We start from the raw sequence: 18,219 nt of genomic DNA on the forward strand, positions 1-18,219 counted from the left end.
GAATGGGGGGAGGACACGCATGGCGTGGGGGGAATGCCACGCGGAGAAGCATTTCGTAGCGGAAATCGTCAAGAGTTTCGGGGAGCACTCGCAGTGGATCGAAAGTCTTGACGGCTTGTTGCTTTAATCCAAACGCAAATCGAAATGGTGAGCCGTGGGCCGTAAGGCACCGGGTCGTGCGTGGGACCCGGCCGCTGACGCGTCACGGCTCATAAATCAACAAGCCGTTGACGGGCTGTTGATTTAATCGAAATGCAAATCGCAACAGTGAGCCGTGGGCCGTAAGGCACCGGGTCGTGCGCGGGACCCGGCCGCTGACGCGTCGCGGCTCAGTAAATCAACAAGCCGTTGACGACTACCGCTACGAAGCAAAAATGCTTCACGGTGTTGGGGAAAAGTCGGAAGCAGCGGAAGTCCGCGGATCCGAAAAATAACGACGTCCCCCAATGATCCAGCCGTCTCGACGTCGGCGTGATCCCGCAACCGATGCACTAACGCCTCGGTTCAAAGCGGAGCGAATCGAGGTTCATCAGTCCGCCGCGTTTCTCGGCATTCTTGAAGACCACATACAGTGCGTCGCGTGCATCGGACTCGGTTAACTTGATCGTCTTCTCATAGAACGCTTCCCAGTCGCCGTTGACCTCGACCGGAGTGCCGCCGAGCAGATCACCAGTAACACTGCCGCGACGAATTTCGATGTCGCCTCCGGCGCCTGCGCTGGCCACACGCACCGTGATCGAACCGACTTGATCCAATGGAATTTTGTCGAATCGAAGGAAGCCGTCGTGCTCGATCGCTCCGACAAACTTACCGCCTTCGGCTTTGCTGGACCCCAGCGGTCTTGCCCCTTTGATTTCGGCTGCGGACTCGGCTTGCAATTGACGACTGCGAAGCATGACCACGCCGGTGGCGGAAAGTTTGGGAATGTCGTCACGGCCTCGATCAGTATAGGTTGCCTCTAAACGAATCTGGTCCGTTTTTCCAGCGGGAATCAACGAGTTGTTAAACCCTTGGGCGGAGGGATTTGCCGAGTCCGGGCTGACCGAAAAAACGTACTCCACCATCTGCTGGACTTCGCTCGGGGTATGTTGCGAATGGGGCAACATGGCGACTTTCCCCCAGACTCCGGTGGAACCTTCGATCACGCGTTTGATTGAAAGTTCTAATTGATGAGGTTGGTCTTTGTATTTCTTGGCGATCTCGACAAAGGCGGGGCCAACGAGCAATCGGTTAGCAGCGTGACAATTCAAGCAATCGCTTTTGCGAATCAACGCCAATCCCGCGGGCACATTTTCGGCGGCCGCGTCCTCACCGGAAGCTACCGGCACCGCTTCGACGAACAACCGCGTGGCGGCCGCCGAATCGATCGGATCGATCTCTCGTTCTTCGGCCTCGTCAAAGTCACTCGTTCCATCTTCGTGATCGCGTACGACCAAACTAAAACCAACCGGTTGGCCGGGTGTGAAGAAATCGCCGTCGTGGGGTCGAAGAAATTCGACTTCGGGCCGCGAATTACCTACGATCACCGGAAGCGACGTCACGCTGGTGGCGCCCGCTGGGTCACGCACCTCTAATTCAATCGTATAGACACCCGCATCGGCAAATTGATGAGTGAAGCGTGCTTGTGAGCCAATCAACTCGCGTTGTTCCGTTTGACCGTTACTGGATTCCGTCGCACTGCTGCGAGTCGCGGTCCAGCGGTAACTCAGCGGATCGCCGTCTTTGTCAAAAGAGCCTTCGGCTGAAAAATGAGTTTCAATCGGTTCACGACCGACGCTGTTCTGGACGCTGGCTGCCGCAACCGGAGCACGGTTGCCGCGTACGTAATCAATTCGCACCAAGCGAGCATCGGGATTGACGCCCCAAGTCTCGCCGTATTCGATCACAAACAATGCCCCTTCGGCGTCAAACTGAAGATCAATTGGTCGCACGAACGTCGTTTCGGGCATAAAACGTTCAAGCTGCTGAACATTGGAATCTTGATCCAAGTGGACCGCGATAATCCAGTGACGAGACCACTCGTATGCAAACAACGTGCGGTCGTATGCTGCCGGAAACTTGGTGGTCGATGGATTTGATTCGTCAAAGTAGCACACGGGGCCAGCACATGCGGTTCGACCGCCGCTGCCCACTTCGGGAAAAATTTCCGAGGTCGCGGCGGGGTAATAGATCATTGCTGGATTTGCAGGCGGCAAATTTTTTGCCCCGGCATTGTTCACCGAATCGTTGATCGGAGCCGCCGGATCTTGCGACGCCCCCACCGTCCCAGTGACGAAATCGACGATCGAATAGGCTTGGTTGTTGCCGATAAAATAGGGCCAACCAAAGTTGCCCGCCACACGCGCCTGATTGACTTCGTCGTACCCGCGTGGTCCCCGATCTCCGTCGCGACCGGCATCCGGTCCCACGTCGCCCCAATACAAATACCCCGTCCGTGAATCGATGTTGATCCGCCATGGATTACGGCATCCCATGACATAGATTTCGGGGTGCCCGATCGAACCATCCTTGGGAAACAGATTGCCATCGGGGATCGTGTACGTGCCATCGGGCTCGGGATGAATTCGCAGCACTTTGCCGTTATAGCTTTTCGTATTGCCCGCCGTCCGCTGCGCATCCCAAGGTTCGCGATCGGCTCGTTCGTCCAGCGGCGCGTAGCCTTGCGAATCGTTAAACGGATTGGTGTTGTCACCGGTTCCGATATACAGATTTCCATCGGGACCAAACTCCAAGGATCCCGCATGATGGCAACATTCTCGCCGTTGTTCTTCGTACGAGAAAAGTCGCTTCTCGCTCTGCAGATCAAGTTGATCGTCCACGATCGTGAAGCGACTAATCCGTTGGCCGGGAAAATCGGGTGGCGAGTACTGCAGATAAACCCAGTTGTTTTCGGCAAAATGGGGATCGAGTGCCAAACCAATCAACCCGTTTTCTTGCGCCGTCGTGACTTCCAATTTCCCAATGACATCCACATCACCCGACTTGGGATCAATCCGTTTTAGCACGCCGGCCAATTCGATCAGAAAGATCCGTCCATCAGGTGCGATGTCCAGTTCCATCGGTTGAACGAGATTGCCTGCGATGGTCGACTTTTCAAATCGACTCGGATCCACCGGCTCGCCCACCGCGACCGTGGTCGCCAGCACACTGAAGCACAATGACAGCGTGAATCCCCGAAAAGGGGTAGAGATCCAATGCAGCATGAAAGGACTCGACAGCGGCGAGGGGAAGGTGGGAAAGCAAAGGTGGGCGAGGCAAGGGAGGCGAACCGCAGGGTTAGCCGAGCAATTCGGATTTCAGCTTATTCAGCAGCCCGATTGCATGGCTGATCTCTTGTTTTTGACGCTCAGGATCTTGGGGGATCTCGCGTTCGATGGTCAGCGGCCCGGTGTAGCCGATCTCTTTGAGCGTTTGCAGATATTTTCGAAAGTCGACCGCACCGTCGCCCAGTGGGACTTCGGCACCCCAAGTCTCACCCGGCTTGTCGCTCCAGGTCGCATCTTTGCAGTGGATACTGCGAACATGCTTGGACACCTTCTTCAACGCGTCGATCGGTTCGCCGCTGCCGTAGAGGATCATGTTGGCGGGATCGAAATTGATCTTCAGGTTTTCGCGTTTGACTTGTTGGATAAACTCCAGCAACCCCTCGGCGGTTTCTTGGCCTGTTTCCAAGTGCAGATATTGTTGATTGTCGCTGCAATAATCACACAATTTTCGCGTAACGTCGACGATTTCGGCATACCCTTCGTCGCTGGGATCCTCGGGCACGAAACCGAGATGCAAGGCAACGGTGTCACAACCAAGCTGTTTGGCAAAGTCCGAGATTTCAAACATCTCTTCCAAGCGACTTTGCCGTGTTTCTGCGGGCACCAAACCGATGGTTTTAACAACGGTAGGGATGTCGGCGTAACTTTCGCCATCAAAGCCACCGAACACGGCGGTGCAGCGAACGCCGAGTTCGGCCAACTGAGCCTTGAGTGACTCGGCCGTTTGCGCGGTCCGATTTTCTCGATGGGGGGCATGCAATTGAATCGTGGGAACTTTCAATTCCGAAATCACGTTCCAACCGACTCCGAGTCCCGCATCGACGGAAGCGAACACACCAATGGGCCAAGTTTCCATATTGAATCTCTATCGCAAAAAGGACGTAAACGGTGAGTGCACAGCCTAATACGTTGACGGACTGAAAACAATCATATGCGTCGTTCCGACCTTGTCGTTGCGTGGTCGGGGCAACGATTTCAATGCTGCCCCTGAATGCAAAATCACGATAGAATGATACTGCGGATCGAGCCGGGCGAATCTCTCCGCTTGTGAGCGCTCGCCCCGCAAATTCTCTTCCTCCCTCTCGTAGCTGAAAAATCGTAGCTAAAAAAATGCAGAACCAAGACGACGCGAACTTTACCGACACGCTCACCGATCGAGAGCCAGCGAGTGTATGGGCTCAGAATCATGGCAATGTGCTGATGATGTTTTTGGGAGGATTGATCGTATTGGGTTCCGCAATCTTGCTGTACCGACAATCACGTTTCGTCGCGCCACGGTTTCCGCAATCGTCGTTGATCGGCGAAGCGAAATCGACCGACGAGTCGTCCGGGCTAGAGAATCATTCTCAGATAACCGATTTTTTGTCGGTGACCGTTGTGGGGTCGGATCAAGACAATGGCGACGTCATGGTGGCTGTCTACGATTCGGCGGACGCGTTCGCAAATCAAACAAGCCCGCGTTGGTTGGACAAAGCCACGCTGCGTGAGGGGACTGCGGTTTTACAGTTGCCACTGATTAATCTTGGGCCCGAATTTGCCATCGTCGCGTTCGCGGACCAGAATGCAAATGGTGGATTTGACCCCCAATTGAACGAGCGCATTGGATTTTCGGGGACGTTAGATCGAAGTCAGATGGAGGCGGAAGATGCCTTTGAAAAGGCGCGGATAACGCCCCCGTTCGAATCCTTTTCGGTGACGATTAATTTGCTTTAATGCGACCGCCCATGACACGATCGTTGTTATGACGATCGGTATTAAAACGATCGTCACTGAGACAATCGTCACCGAGACAATCATCGTTGTTATTTAGAACGAGATTGCATCCACGACGCGTACTCGATGATCGTCACGCGGCCATCGCGATTCCCATCCGCAGCGGCTGGACTCATCAACATCGTCGACCACTCCGACGCGGTTAACTCTTGGTCCTTGTTCTTGTCGTAACGAGAGATAATTCGCTCGGCGTACTTGATTAGTTTCTCATCCGGCTTCGCCCCTGATCCGCCCGCCGATGAAGCCGAGGTGGATGCTGCGGACGAGCTTGTGGCACTTGCCGAAGCGGTTTCGGTCGTCATTTGGCTGCCCAATTCCACTGCTTGCCGGGCCTCTTCGACTGTGATGATGCCATCACGATTGAGATCGGATCGGAAAAATTCGGCGACCGTAGCATCGGACCATTCGCTGGCAAATTCGGCCATTTCCACTTGCCCATCCCCGTTGGCGTCTTTGTCGGAAAAGAATCCCGGTGTGCCTTCGGGCAACGCGCGAGTCGAGGTGACGCGATACGATTGACGTCCGTTATAGAGATCGACCTCTTCGACCGTTTTCTTGCGATCTCGATCACGCCGGCGGCTTTCTTCGCGTTTTCGCTCAGCCTCATTAACCTCGTTGACCTCACGTCGACGGGCATAGCGAACCGCCAATTCGTCCGCCGAGAGTCGGCCATCACGGTTACGATCAAAATCCAAAGGATTGCCGCCGAAACGTCCTCGCGCCAATTCTTCTTTGGTCAAGAAACCATCGCGATCACGATCGAACTCTCGCATTCGCTCTGCGGCTTCCTGTTTGTCTTTGGCACTAATCGCCACGGACATCAATTCGGAAGCGGCACCAAAGCCCAGCAGTGGGACGGGATCGACTTCGACTCCGAAACCAGGGACCAACAATTCTGCGGTCCAGGCTTCATCGCTGCTATCGCGACGGCGATCGCTGCCACCGCGATCACGGCTGCGGTCGTCGCCGCCGCCACCTTCGCGTTCCTCACGCATTTTTTCAAACGCTTTGACAATTTTGTCCAATGGAACAGGCTTGCCAGCCACCACGCTGCTGTCGGTTTGCGAGACACGGCCAATGATAAATTGGGCAGGCCCTTGTTGTTCATCGGGATCGAGCACCCCGTTGCCATTGGAGTCGAGTCGCTCGAGCATCGATTTGGGGTCAAATCCACCGCGACTGCCACCGGGAGGCCCACCTCGGCCCCGATCAGAGCCACCACGGTCTCCGCCTCGGTCTCCTCCGCCTCGATCTCCTCCACCACGGTCTCCGCCACGGTCGTACCCACCTCGACCGCGATCTGGGCCCTGTCCCAGCGCCAGCGGGGCAGCCACGATAGCGGATGCGAGCGAAATGCAGAAAACGGCAGCGATTGGGCGTGTTGTATTCATGCTTGATTTAACCGCGGCGATGGGAAAAGGTTTCGCTGCAGATATTGTAATCAAACCTGGGTTATTCGCCCGATTCGCTGAGCGGTACTTCGCTATACAGAGCCAACATGCCACCGATCTCGTCGATCTGCTGGCGATCCTGCTGGCTGAGCGTCGAGATAAAGCTGTGGCTCGATCGAAAGCGGTCGACTTGGATGCCGCGGCGGATCGTGAGCGTCGTTTCCTTGGGGATTTTTCCGTCCGAGGCAATTCGTTGACTGAGCGTCATGCGGGCAAACGGGGGCAGCCCCCGCCGATGAACCAAGTTCAAACGCGAGGCCAAGTCGACAAACTGGCCGTATCGCACTGCCATTTCCGCTTCGCCGGGAGCTTGCGTCATGGTTTCATAACGAGCATCGCCAAACGAAATCGAATACTGGCCGCCCTCTACTTCGGGGGACGCCAAGATCCCGAGCCGCTGCTGCTGCTCGCTGGTTTCGGCCGCCGCACGTGCTTGAGCCGTGATTCGCACCAAATCTTCGGTATTGATCGTCGTTCGGGTCTTTGCCTCGCGATCGAGCAAGATCACTCGCTTGCGATCGGGATCGTAAACGGTGACGTAGCGGTCTTGGATTTCCGCCAAATCGTAAGTTAGATTGCCAGCAAACAGGATCAAATGCTTAGCGGCCGGCTTGGAGCTTAGATTTTGGTAGATTTCGGTGGTGACACGGAAATCGGCCGAGTGGGCGACGCCGCCAATCAAGACGGCAAAGACCATCATTGCGAGCCAACTTGCCATTCGGTAGCGGTGCTTGAGCATGGGAAGCATGACAATCTCGGGTACGATAAACAAAACATCGACGGATGTTTCTCTGGATTTCGAGGCATCCACCTGGACGCTTTCACCGTCAACAGCGTAGAAAATACGCCGACGACACGTCCAGACCAACCCAAACCTCACCGTTAACGATTGCGACACCGCCCCGCGCTGGGGATGCTCCGTCGCAGCGAACCGGAAAACAGGGCATGGAAACGGGTGGGGGGCACACGAATGCAGAGATTCGATTCGTGACAGCTCGGCCTCCCACGTCCAACCCAATCTTCCAACGTGTGATCTATGCCCACATTTACGTAAAGGCGATGGCCCATGCGGCGCACCCTGTTACTGATTCCACACGACATTGCCGGATTGCCAATCTTTGGCTTCGGTTGGGTCTTAATCCTGCTGGTGTTGGCACTGGTGGTTCGCGGCGTGATGATCAAGCGTCGCGGAGGCTCCGTCAGCGGTTTTATTGCAACCGAAGGCTTGATGTGGGGCCTGTTTGCGGCCGCAGTCGCTTTCATCTTGCCCAGCGTCGAACTCAAAAACGTCGATGGCGAACCGGTCGGAATGGCGATTCGCGGCTATGGCGTGATGCTACTGCTTGGGGTGTTGTCGGCCGTCGGGTTGGCAATGGTTCGAGCCAAGCGGCGGGGGATCAATCCCGATGTTATTTTGAACATGGCACCGTGGGTGTTCATTGGCGGCATCGGCGGCGCCCGTTTGTTTTATGTGGTTCAGTACCATGACCACTTTGTAGTCGACTCGTTCGCCGAAACGGTTCGCCGGATGTTGACGTTCACCGAAGGCGGTTTGGTCGTTTACGGATCGTTCATCGGTGGATTTTTAGCAGGCAGTTACTACATCTTGCGTCATAATTTACCGCTGCTGAAATTGGGCGATGCGATTGTGCCCTGTATGTTCTTGGGACTGTTCTTCGGCCGCATCGGCTGCTTGATGAACGGATGTTGTTACGGCGGTCAATGCGAAGACTATTGGGCCGCACTTCGCTTTCCCCCCAACAGTCCGGTATACCAAGACCAAGCATTGCGGGGGGACCTGATCGGTTTGCAATTTGACCCGACCTCGGGTGAGATATCCGAAGTCGCAAGCGACAGTTTGGCCGAGTTCGCGGGGATCAAAGAGGGCAGTATTGTTGAACAGATTCGTCTGGACGACCGTTATCAAGAAGGTTTCTCAAAAGATCTGCCACGCGAACAGACACCTCGCGGCGTGGTGGCGATGATCGATGGAAAAATCTATCGCTGGACGCCTCAACAACTGCCGCTGCGTGCGATTCCGGTCCAACCGGCCCAATTGATTAGCAGTGTCTCGGGAATTAGTTTGTGTGTATTGCTGTGTGCGTTGTCGTTGGTTTTACGGCGAGACGGATCGATCATGTTGCTGGGGTTCGCGGCGTACGCGGTGATGCGATTCGTACTGGAAATGATTCGCGTGGACGAACAGGGGCAATTTGGAACCGATCTGTCGATTTCCCAATGGGTCAGCATCGGGGTCTTGTTGTTGACGATCGTTGCCGCCATTTGGCTGTACGGCCGCAAACAGGATGACACGCCCAAGTCGATCGCCGAACCGACGTGATTCTCCGCAATCATGTCCGCGAAACGCAAAAATGGTATCCTGAATTCGCTAAGTCATTCGAACGGATCAAGGTAATGGCGAAACATGAGTTTCGATCGAGTACGCGAACCGGTATGGATTGACGATCCATCGCTCGACGCAGCTGAATTTCAGCGAGTGCGGATGGACGAGCTACGGCTAAACCAAGTCACTCGCGTGGCCGACGCGTTGTACCCGCTGATAACGCGGTACCAATCCAGTGCGGCGGGAGGACGCCCGTTGACGGTGCTGGATGTTTCCAGCGGCAATGGCGATCTGGCCGTGCGCTGGGCGGTCAAAGCAGCACGTGATCGCCGCGACATTCGCATTACCACCGTCGACACCAACCGTCACGCGATCGAAGAACAACAACGCCTAGCCAAACGATCGGCGGTGGAAGTACGGAGCATTCAACTGGATTGTTTTCAATCGCCACTGCCTCATGGTTTTGACGTCGTCATCAGCACAATGTTGATGCACCGCTTGGATGATTCGCAAGCGTTTCGCTTATTGCAATCGATGCAAGTTTCTTGTCAACGTGCGATGATCGTTTGCGATTTCAAACGCAGTCGCTTGAATTGTGCGTTGGTGAATGTCGCATCGCGTTTGCTGGTCCGTTCGGCGGTGTGTCGTCACGACGCGGTGGCTCGAATTCATTCATCGTTTAGCGAACCCGAGATCGCGCGCATTGCCCGCAGCGCACTGGGTCGCCCCGTTAATATTCGTCCTCTGCTGCCGTGCCACTTCGTGTTGGTCGCTGACGAAGCGGTCCAGACGGAAATGGTCCCCGCGTTTGCTTAACACAACGCCTGGGTTAATTTGGATGCCAAGGGCACGATTAATCGCTGCGTTCGGATCCTCTCAGGCGTCCAAATCGGTTAAATTATGGGGAATGGTTGCGATCGCTTTCAAAACCTCGGTTTGCTGACTATCGTTTTGGAAACGTTTTTCTCCGCTCGCACTCTCCTTCTGTTTGACCGAATCCATCATGAAAATCCTTGTAACCGGCGGATGTGGTTTTATCGGCACCAATCTGGTTCGTCACTTGTTGGCGGATACAGATCATGACGTCGTTAACTTGGATAAATTGACTTATGCAGGCAACCCACACTCGCTTGCCGATGTCGCCGATTCGCCTCGCTATTCGTTTGTTCAGGCGGATTTAGCGGACCCGGTCGTGGTCGGCGAAGTGATGCAAAAAGTCGATCCGGATGCGGTCATGCATTTGGCCGCCGAATCACACGTGGACCGATCGATCGATGGCCCCTCCGAATTTATTCAGACCAATGTGGTGGGCACGTTTAATCTGCTCGACAGCAGTCTGCGGCATTACAACGAATTGGCAAGCGAGCGGCGTGACGCGTTTCGCTTCCTGCACGTCTCGACCGACGAAGTGTATGGTTCACTCGGCGATACCGGAATGTTTACCGAAACGACTCGCTACGATCCGCATTCGCCCTATTCGGCAACCAAGGCGGCGTCGGATCATCTGGCTCGCGCCTGGAAAACCACGTTCGGCTTGCCCGTGCTGATCACGAACTGCTCGAACAACTACGGCCCGTATCATTTTCCGGAAAAGTTGATTCCGTTAATGATTATCAAATGTCTGAGTGAAGAGCCGTTGCCGGTTTATGGCGAAGGGCTCAACGTGCGAGATTGGTTGTATGTCGAGGACCACGCTCGAGCGCTCGTCACCGTGCTGACTCAGGGAACACCGGGCGAAACCTATAACGTTGGCGGCAACAGCGAACGTCGCAATATCGATCTGGTCCATGCGATCGTTGGCATCTTGGATGAAATTCGGCCGCGCGCGAATGGGGAAAGCTATTCCGAGCTAATTACCTACGTCAAAGATCGTCCGGGGCACGATTTTCGATACGCGATCGATTCCAGCAAAATCCAAAACGAATTGGGCTGGAAACCGCAGCGCACCCTCGAAGAACGCTTGCGTGAAACGGTCCAGTGGTACTTGGACAACGAATCGTGGTGGCGTGATATTTTAAATGGGAAATATCAAATGCAGCGATTGGGCGTTGCCGAATAACGATGTCGGCCGTGTTGCGTAGCAAGTAATCGCCCACGTTGTTTTGCTCGACGGATCCAGCGTTTGAGGCGGCGACGAACCTTCAAAAAAAAATGCCGTGAGCGGGGTAGTAAGCCGGGTTCTGTGACGCAAGCTTTCGCTCGCGCCGACGACCATTTATCTGTGCACGACGATTGCTCGCCGCCTCAATTGCGACCTACCCGAATGTCGGTAACGAAACGGATCGCTTCGCGGGCACGAACCTCGAAAGGCTCGCACCACTGCACTCTGTTTGGTCTAGCTCCGGATGGGGTTTACCAAGCCGATCGAGTCACCTCGACCGCTGGTGCGCTCTTACCGCACCGTTTCACCCTTACCACGCGTCAAAGTCGATCGTCGATGAACGACGATCTCGTAGGACCGTTCGGCGGTCTGTTCTCTGCTGCACTTTCCCTAGCCTCGCGGCCGGTCGACGTTATCGACCATCCTATCCTGCGGAGCCCGGACTTTCCTCCAGTTTGCCCAAAGGCACTCCAGCGATCGTCTTGCCCGCTCACGGCAAACGCACAGAATGATAGATCCACTCGCTCGCGACAAGGTTCGTCTCTAGAGTGTTTGCCAAGTTTGTGGATAATGATCGAACCAGCCCGATCGACTCGACCGCCTTATGGAACCGTTCGATTGCCCCCGGGCGTGTCGCAATTGACCCGGGCGTGTCGACAATGCCCCCAACGCGCCGCAAACCGAATCCGATTCCCTTTTTTTTCTGCCCGCCCCCCCAAGAGATGACACGCTTGAACGAGCCAATCGATTCCAACGACTTGGCCGACGCCGATCTGGCTGAGAACGACTTGGCGGACAGCGCGGGAGTGGCAGATCCGGCGGCAGAGGGCGAAGCGGAGACAGGAGCGCTTCAAAATCTAAAAATTGCCCTGGTAGGGCGTTTTGGAAGCATGACGCGTCGTGAAGCGGCCAACCTGCTGCGTTCCTATGGCGCCACGATCGTCGAACAACGGGCTGCGGACGTTGATTGGGTGGTGATCGGTGCCGACCAGTCGCCGCTACTCGAATCGGACCTGTTGAGCGAGTCGACGCGGCATGCAATCGCCACCGGGACCCGCGAAATCGTTTACGAATCCGAATTGTGGCAACGATTGGGGCTGGTCGATTTCGAGCAAACGGCCCAGCGGTACTACACGCCCGCGATGTTGGCCCATCTACTGGGGATTTCCGTGCGGGTGGTCCGGCGTTGGCAACGGTTGGGATTGATCACGCCCGTCGAAACGATGCACCGTTTGCCCTATTTCGATTTTGCCGAAGTTGCGGTGGCCAAGCGGCTAGCGAATTGGATCGCGTCAGGGGAAAGCCCCAAGGCGATCGAGCAGCGGTTGGCGCAGTGGGTTGAACTGCTGCCGGATATCCATCGACCGCTCGAACAGCTCTCGATCTTGGTCGAAGGCGAATTCGTGCTGCTGCGGCACGGTGAGGGCTTGGTCGAACCGGGTGGCCAATTGCGGTTCGACTTTGATGCCCTCGATGATTTCGAAACCGAGACGAAAGACGAAGATTTTGCAGCGGGGCATGTGTTGTCGATGGTACGCGAGGACGACACCTCGTTTCCTGTGGGCAATCGCGCGCTGGATGACTCCGACGCGTTGCTGGTGGCCGCTTATCAGGCCGAGGACGAAGACGATCTGCAGCGAGCGATCGATTTCTACCATGCGATTCTTGCGCGAGACGGACCGCGAGCGGATATCAACTTTCAAATGGGTGAATTGCTGTATCGAATCGGCGAGACGATTGCGTCACGCGAACGCTATTACAGCGCGATCGAAATCGACCCCGAGTTCGTCGAGGCCCGTGCCAGTCTAGGAATCGTGCTTGCAGAAACGGGACAACCCGAACTCGGGGTGGCCTCGTTCCAAGGAGCCTTGCAAATCTTTGAAGACTACTCCGACGTGCATTACCATCTCGCTAAGACGCTCGATTCGCTCGGTCGAACCAGCGAGGCGATCCACCACTGGACGCGTTTCTTGGAACTGTTCCCCGATAGCCCCTGGGCAGACGAAGCACGTCTGCGGCTTGCCGAAAACCCGTAATGGATCTTGCAAAAGTTCCTTTCGTACCCAAGGAAGCAGTCAGTCAGGAAACTGTAAGCCCAAGAAACAGGGAGCTTTAGCAAGCTCCACTACGTGGGAACCCCAATTTGGAGACTAAAAAAGCCGCGTGAACCTAGTACGTCCCGGCCGGCCGGCGGTTGACACCGACCAACAACTGGCTGAGCGCTTGACGCAGTTCCCGAACCTTCAGCGGCAGTCCCAACATTTTGCGATTTGGTCCACGCAGCGCGGCTTGAATCAAATTGGTTTGTCGTCGATCAATCAATAGGATGCTGGGTATACCGGACGTTGTTTCGTCCTGGGCAAACCGGTTGTAGGCATCGACGGCGTCCGCCCCCAAGTCGGCGGCGCCAAAGATCACGCAATCCGCAGGCTGCTCGTCAGCGGTAGCAAAGCGGGCCAACGCGCGATTCGGATCCTGAATGATCAGCACGCGATATCCCCGTGCTTTCAAACGGTCGCGAATGGCGTTTTGCAGCCCAATCTTTGATTCGACCAACAACACCACATAACCTTCGCCCTCGTTCGAGGGAATCTCGTCATCGTCTTGGTGTTCCGCCATCGGTTGATGGTAGTCATCGGGGCTGTTGCCGGTGATCCCGCGCTCGAGCATCGTGATCGCTTTGCGAACTTCCGCATTCAGCTCGGCGGCCGACTGGTACCGCTGGCTGACATCAAACCGCATCGCTTTTTGAACAATCTGGTTTGCCACTCCAGGGACGTCGGGGGCGTAGTCCGTCAGCGGTTTGATATCGATGAAACGGTTGACGTTCAAACGCGCCAAGCGGTCGCGAGTTTCGCTCAGTGCCGGCTCGCCCGCCAGCATGTGATAGAGCATGTTTCCGGCAAAGAAAACATCGCTACGCGGGTCGTCTTTGCGGACGCCTGAGCCACGTTCGAGTGCCGCGTAATCGATCGCCCGGGCGTTCGGACAATCGGCGATCTGTTCGGGATTATTGCGATCGGCAAGTGCCGCCAAGCCAAAGTCAACGAGTTTTGCCTTGCCGTCGGTGGAAATCAACACGTTGGACAATTTCAAGTCACGGTGCGAAATCCCCAGTGACGCGGCATGCGCAAGGGCCGACGAAATATCGCTGATCAAACTGAGCGCAAGATCCGCTGGCAGTTTTCCGCGGATACGAACCAGTTCACGAAGCGTTTGCCCCTCAACAAATTCCATCACCAAGAACGGGTTGCGAACGTCCGGGATGACGTCGTAAATGCTGACAATATTGGGATGCCGGAGCTTCAGCCCCATGCGGCCTTCACGCAAAAACTGCTCCAATTCCTTGGGCTCGTCGCGGAATCGTTTGCGGAGCACTTTGACGGCAAAAATGTTCCCATCTCGCTCGGCCCGGTAAACGCGAGCAAAGGTACCCGCACCAATCAAGTACTGGACCTTGTAGTCACCGTAAAAATAGCCGCTGCGGTCCCCCCGCAACAATTTTTCGGTCTGCAGCGTCGAAACGATCTCCGACCGCTGCATCGCGTCGATCATGGCCTCCAGCGTGACGTCGCCCGCTCCCAATTCGCTGCGGACACGGTCAACGGCGCGTGGATCCGCCAAACCATAGTCTTTGATTCGTTGTGCGAACTGATCGGGAGTCAAACTCATACAACTAGATCAAGAATGAGCGAAAAATGAAAGAAACACCGACGCAGGACGAAACCTCGGCACAGCCCTCCATTTTACACGCAACTGCAACGGATTCACAGAACGGAGGGCTCAGATTTGAGAGGGGGACCGCAGCGGCACTTCTAGATTTGCCGGTTGCAGCGAGCAAAGTGAGACAGCCCGGAAGCCAATCCCACACACAATCCGCTCGATGCCGGCGTGACTCGGCGTTATGAAATGACGCTAGTCCTTGATCGCTTCGAGGGCATCGAGGGCCGCTCGGGTTTCTGCGATCCCACCAAATTCGCGGGTGAGGTGTTTCAATCGCACCAACAAGGGGAGCGAGACTTTTTGCTTCCGGTGGTTCGTCGTCTTCGCTGGTTTGGCCGCAGCTTCCCCACCCGCCTTCTTGCCGCTTGGGCGACCAGGTTTTCCAACCTCACCCTGTTGTCGTTTTGAATTCGAACGAATGGTGCTGACGTATTGCGCCGTCACTTCGATTCCTTGTTTCTTCAACTCGGCGCTGACCTGAAGCGGCTTCGCATTGGGATGCGCCTTGTAGTAGTCACGGATCGCCTTGGCGCGATTGACACCCGAAGATTTCTTTTTAGCCATGATGAGAGTTCCAGCTTGAATGAGCAGAGGTCGCCGGTCTCGAAACAAAGATAACGCTAAGTTACCGTAGAGCAACTACAGAATCTGTCAATCTTTGTTTTCCATCGGCTCGCTGTCAAAAGCGGCTAACCGTGCACCCCGTTTCTCGCTGACCCGCCAATCGGCCAAAACGATCGGACTACATCCGAGCGACAACGTTGATTCCCAACAACGACAAGGCAACGCGAATGACGCGACCGGTCAATGCTACTAAAGCCAAACGGAGCGATGCAATCGATTCGCTTTCCGCTTTCAACACGTGACAATTGTCGTTGAAAACCGCATACGCTTTGGCAGTTTCATACAGATAGTCAACCAACGCGTTGGGGGCGTAATCCTGATGCACCGAGACAAGTGCCTCTTCAAATCTTAGCAATTTGACGGCCAGCGCCCGTTCCGCAGGATGGGTGAATTCGGTCAGCTCGGCATCGATCGAGGTCACGTCGGAATCGGTCACTCCCGCTTTTCGCAAAATGCCTTGGGTGCGAGCGTAGGCGTATTGCACATAGGCGGACGTGTTGCCTTCGAGCGCAACCATCTTATCCAAACTGAAACTGTAATCGCTGGTGCGGTGATGTGACAAATCAGCGTACTTGATCGCGCCATGGCCGACGACCTGAGCGACTTGTTCACGTTCCGCATCGTCCATCGGCGGATCAATTTTTTCGATCCGTTCGGGGTTGCAAACGACTTCGCGTGCGCGATTCACCGCATCGTCCAACAGTCCTTCTAATCCGATCAACGTCCCGCTACGTGTCTTGAGCGGTTTGCCGTTCTCGCCTAGCACAGTCCCGAAATTGACGTGAACCATCTTCACGTTTTCCATCCCAATCTTTCTCGCAACCGCAAACAACTTGTCAAAGTGCTCGCTTTGTCGGCTGTCAACGACGTACAAGATTTCATCGGGATTGAATTCTTCCAGACGATACTTCAGTGTCGCAATGTCGGTGGTCGCGTACAGAAACGCACCGTCTTTCTTGCGGACGATCATCGGCGCGTCAAATTCATCAAGAAAGACGCAGACGGCACCTTCGCTGTCGCGAGCGAGCCCCCGTTTCTCGAGATCCTCGACCACCGGTTCGAGCATCGAGTGGTAGAAACTTTCACCCAGTGTGTGATCAAACGTCACATTCAAACGGTTGTAGATGCGGTTGATTTCGTCCTTACAGTGCGGCAGGAACTTGGTCCACAACGCAATATTCTCGCTGTCACCTTGGTGCAGCTTGACGGTTTCTTGTAGTACCGCGTTTTCGACATCCGGGTGTGCGTTGGCTTGCGCGACCAATTCCGCGTCCCCTTCGACAGCTTCGATCTTTTCACGAAGCGATTCGGATTGCGCTTCGAGCGATTCGACCTTCTTCTTGGCCGATGCTAACGCCTTCTTCGCTTGCTTTTGAGCTTTTGGATCCGCGGCGGCTTGCAGCGTCTGTTCCGCTGCGGTGACTTCGGATTTCGCAGCGGTCAACTGAGCCGGAATTTGCTCGGCCGCGCGTTTGGCCTTTCGATATTCGATCAATTGATTCACGAATCGATAGAGCGACGCTAGTTCGGTAACCGGGTTCTTGGCCACCTTGTCCGCGTCGCCAAAGTGTTTGTAGCCATAGATGATGATGCCGAACTGAGTCCCCCAATCGCCGAGATGATTATCGGTGATCACGTCGTGCCCGAGAAATGCCAAGGTTCGCGCGATCGCATCACCAATCACGGTGCTGCGGATATGCCCCACATGCATCGGTTTCGCCACGTTAGGTGACGAAAAATCGACAATGACCTTGCGTTTCGGGTTCGCCAGCGAGACCAGACAACGGGGATCGGCGAGCATGTCGCGGAGCGACTGCAACAGAAACGAATCTTTCAAACGCAGGTTGATGAAGCCGGGACCGGCGATTTCAGGCGGTTCACAAACCGCGTCGAGATCCAGCTTCTCGACAATCCCCGACGCCAACTCACGCGGATTTTTCCCAATCTGTTTCGACAACGGCATCGCACAGTTCGCTTGGTAGTCACCAAACTTGGGATCGTTGGTCGAGCGGATCATCGAAGCAAACGGACTCGGGTCTTCGACGAACGTTTTAAGTGCCTCAGCAAAGCGAACACTAAACTGATTCGGGAGATGCATCGTGCAAAATTCCAGCCAAGAAGCGATGGGAAAGTTGGAAGCGTGCGGCATTTCGAACCGCAGCGAGATGAGAGGCGTCAGTGAGCTCCGCCAATCAAAAGCAATGGCGTGACGTTCGCACAACCAATGTCCATCCGGATTTCCCCGTGACTGGAAATTTGCTGGCGACGAACGTTCACAGGCTCAAAAATTCTAACGAACACCACGTTCGTCAGCCTAGGCGTTTGGTTTCAGCCCTAATTCCTCGAGCGGAATCGGTTTGCCGTCAGCCCACAACGATTCGAGATCGTAATATTCGCGAGTTTCTTCGTCGAACAAGTGAATCACGACGCTGCCGTAATCCAGCACGATCCAATGACTGTCTTGGTACCCTTCGATGCCCAGCCGTTGGTCACCGAGCGTTTTTTCCAAGACATCATCGATTTGTTCGCTGATCGCATGCAATTGACGCCGGCTCGAACCCGTCGCAAAGACAAACAGGTCGAATTCGGCGGTTTGCCCGCAAACATCCAAAACCATCACGTCTTGGCCTTTGTTTTCCAAGGCCACTTTTGCGGCGGCGGTTGCCAATTTGCGGCTGTATTCGACGCCATGAGGCCGAATCGCACGCGAAGGCTGAGCCATGGGATTTTTTTGCGCAGCGTCTTCCGGCGGAGTCGTTTTACTCGCGTTTTCGCTTGAGTTTGGCGTCGGGAGGGAAGCGTCAGCGTCTGGGGCGGTTTCGTTAGCTTTTTCTGTCATAGCCCGAAGTTTAATGGTTTTCAAAATTCTGTCACGCACCACAAGGGCAAAACGGAGTGAATATGGACCGGATTATGCCCCCCGCGCCCGGCGATCCC

14 protein-coding genes and 1 other RNA gene are annotated in these 18,219 nt (G+C 55.3%); 5 read left to right on the plus strand and 10 right to left on the minus strand.

Annotation, left to right across the window (positions count from 1 at the left end; all coding sequences use genetic code 11):
• Positions 1-491: 491 nt before the first annotated feature.
• Both ABD971_RS22360 and ABD971_RS22365 read right to left on the minus strand, forming a co-directional pair.
• Positions 492-3,203, minus strand: a complete 2,712-nt coding sequence (locus tag ABD971_RS22360) for a PQQ-dependent sugar dehydrogenase (protein WP_345325729.1) — start codon at positions 3,201-3,203, stop codon at positions 492-494.
• A 73-nt stretch (positions 3,204-3,276) separates the two neighbouring features.
• Positions 3,277-4,122 (minus strand): sugar phosphate isomerase/epimerase family protein, encoded by an 846-nt coding sequence (locus ABD971_RS22365; protein ID WP_345325731.1) that lies wholly within the window; start codon positions 4,120-4,122, stop codon positions 3,277-3,279.
• Positions 4,123-4,376: 254 nt separating this feature from the next.
• Between ABD971_RS22365 and ABD971_RS22370 the strand changes: the two genes are divergently transcribed.
• A complete protein-coding gene (locus ABD971_RS22370; RefSeq protein ID WP_339946628.1) occupies positions 4,377-4,979 on the plus strand; it encodes a DUF2141 domain-containing protein in 603 nt (200 codons plus the stop codon).
• Between the two features lie 89 nt (positions 4,980-5,068).
• Here the strand turns inward: ABD971_RS22370 and ABD971_RS22375 are convergent, their stop codons facing one another.
• Positions 5,069-6,430 (minus strand): EF-hand domain-containing protein, encoded by a 1,362-nt coding sequence (locus ABD971_RS22375; protein WP_345325733.1) that lies wholly within the window; start codon positions 6,428-6,430, stop codon positions 5,069-5,071.
• A 61-nt stretch (positions 6,431-6,491) separates the two neighbouring features.
• Complete coding sequence (locus tag ABD971_RS22380; protein WP_345325735.1) at positions 6,492-7,238, minus strand: hypothetical protein; 747 nt, start codon at positions 7,236-7,238, stop codon at positions 6,492-6,494.
• 318 nt (positions 7,239-7,556) lie between these two features.
• Between ABD971_RS22380 and ABD971_RS22385 the strand changes: the two genes are divergently transcribed.
• Together ABD971_RS22385 and ABD971_RS22390 are read left to right on the plus strand one after the other, a co-directional pair.
• Positions 7,557-8,831: a prolipoprotein diacylglyceryl transferase gene (locus ABD971_RS22385; protein WP_345325737.1), complete on the plus strand. Its 1,275-nt coding sequence runs from the start codon at positions 7,557-7,559 to the stop codon at positions 8,829-8,831.
• 84 nt (positions 8,832-8,915) lie between these two features.
• Positions 8,916-9,650: a methyltransferase domain-containing protein gene (locus ABD971_RS22390; protein WP_339946624.1), complete on the plus strand. Its 735-nt coding sequence runs from the start codon at positions 8,916-8,918 to the stop codon at positions 9,648-9,650.
• 60 nt (positions 9,651-9,710) lie between these two features.
• On the opposite strand, the gene ABD971_RS22395 is transcribed toward ABD971_RS22390, so the two are convergent.
• Positions 9,711-9,836, minus strand: a complete 126-nt coding sequence (locus ABD971_RS22395; RefSeq protein ID WP_345325739.1) for a hypothetical protein — start codon at positions 9,834-9,836, stop codon at positions 9,711-9,713.
• Between the two features lies 1 nt (position 9,837).
• On the opposite strand from ABD971_RS22395, the gene rfbB reads away from it, so the two are divergent.
• Entirely contained in the window at positions 9,838-10,893 is a 1,056-nt protein-coding gene (gene rfbB, locus ABD971_RS22400) for a dTDP-glucose 4,6-dehydratase (RefSeq protein ID WP_345325741.1), read from the plus strand.
• Between the two features lie 94 nt (positions 10,894-10,987).
• On the opposite strand, the gene rnpB is transcribed toward rfbB, so the two are convergent.
• An RNA gene (rnpB, locus tag ABD971_RS22405) (RNase P RNA component class A) lies at positions 10,988-11,428 on the minus strand.
• A gap of 229 nt (positions 11,429-11,657) precedes the next feature.
• Here rnpB and ABD971_RS22410 point away from each other — a divergent pair.
• Positions 11,658-12,971, plus strand: coding sequence for a MerR family transcriptional regulator (locus tag ABD971_RS22410; RefSeq protein ID WP_345325743.1), 1,314 nt, complete (start codon positions 11,658-11,660; stop codon positions 12,969-12,971).
• Positions 12,972-13,104: 133 nt separating this feature from the next.
• Here the strand turns inward: ABD971_RS22410 and ABD971_RS22415 are convergent, their stop codons facing one another.
• The 4 genes from ABD971_RS22415 to rsfS all read right to left on the minus strand — a co-directional run bounded on the left by ABD971_RS22415 (position 13,105) and on the right by rsfS (position 18,004).
• Positions 13,105-14,607, minus strand: a complete 1,503-nt coding sequence (locus ABD971_RS22415; protein ID WP_339946620.1) for a serine/threonine-protein kinase — start codon at positions 14,605-14,607, stop codon at positions 13,105-13,107.
• A 243-nt stretch (positions 14,608-14,850) separates the two neighbouring features.
• Positions 14,851-15,222, minus strand: coding sequence for a hypothetical protein (locus ABD971_RS22420; protein ID WP_345325746.1), 372 nt, complete (start codon positions 15,220-15,222; stop codon positions 14,851-14,853).
• Positions 15,223-15,400: 178 nt separating this feature from the next.
• On the minus strand, positions 15,401-17,380 hold the full coding sequence (argS, locus tag ABD971_RS22425) for an arginine--tRNA ligase (RefSeq protein WP_345325748.1): 1,980 nt from the start codon (positions 17,378-17,380) through the stop codon (positions 15,401-15,403).
• 216 nt (positions 17,381-17,596) lie between these two features.
• The gene (rsfS, locus tag ABD971_RS22430; protein WP_339946617.1) at positions 17,597-18,004 is read right to left on the minus strand and encodes a ribosome silencing factor; all 408 of its coding nucleotides are present in this window, start codon (positions 18,002-18,004) and stop codon (positions 17,597-17,599) included.
• Positions 18,005-18,219 lie beyond the last annotated feature (215 nt).

Source organism: Novipirellula rosea, assembly GCF_039541335.1.
GTDB classification, from domain to species: domain Bacteria; phylum Planctomycetota; class Planctomycetia; order Pirellulales; family Pirellulaceae; genus Novipirellula; species Novipirellula rosea.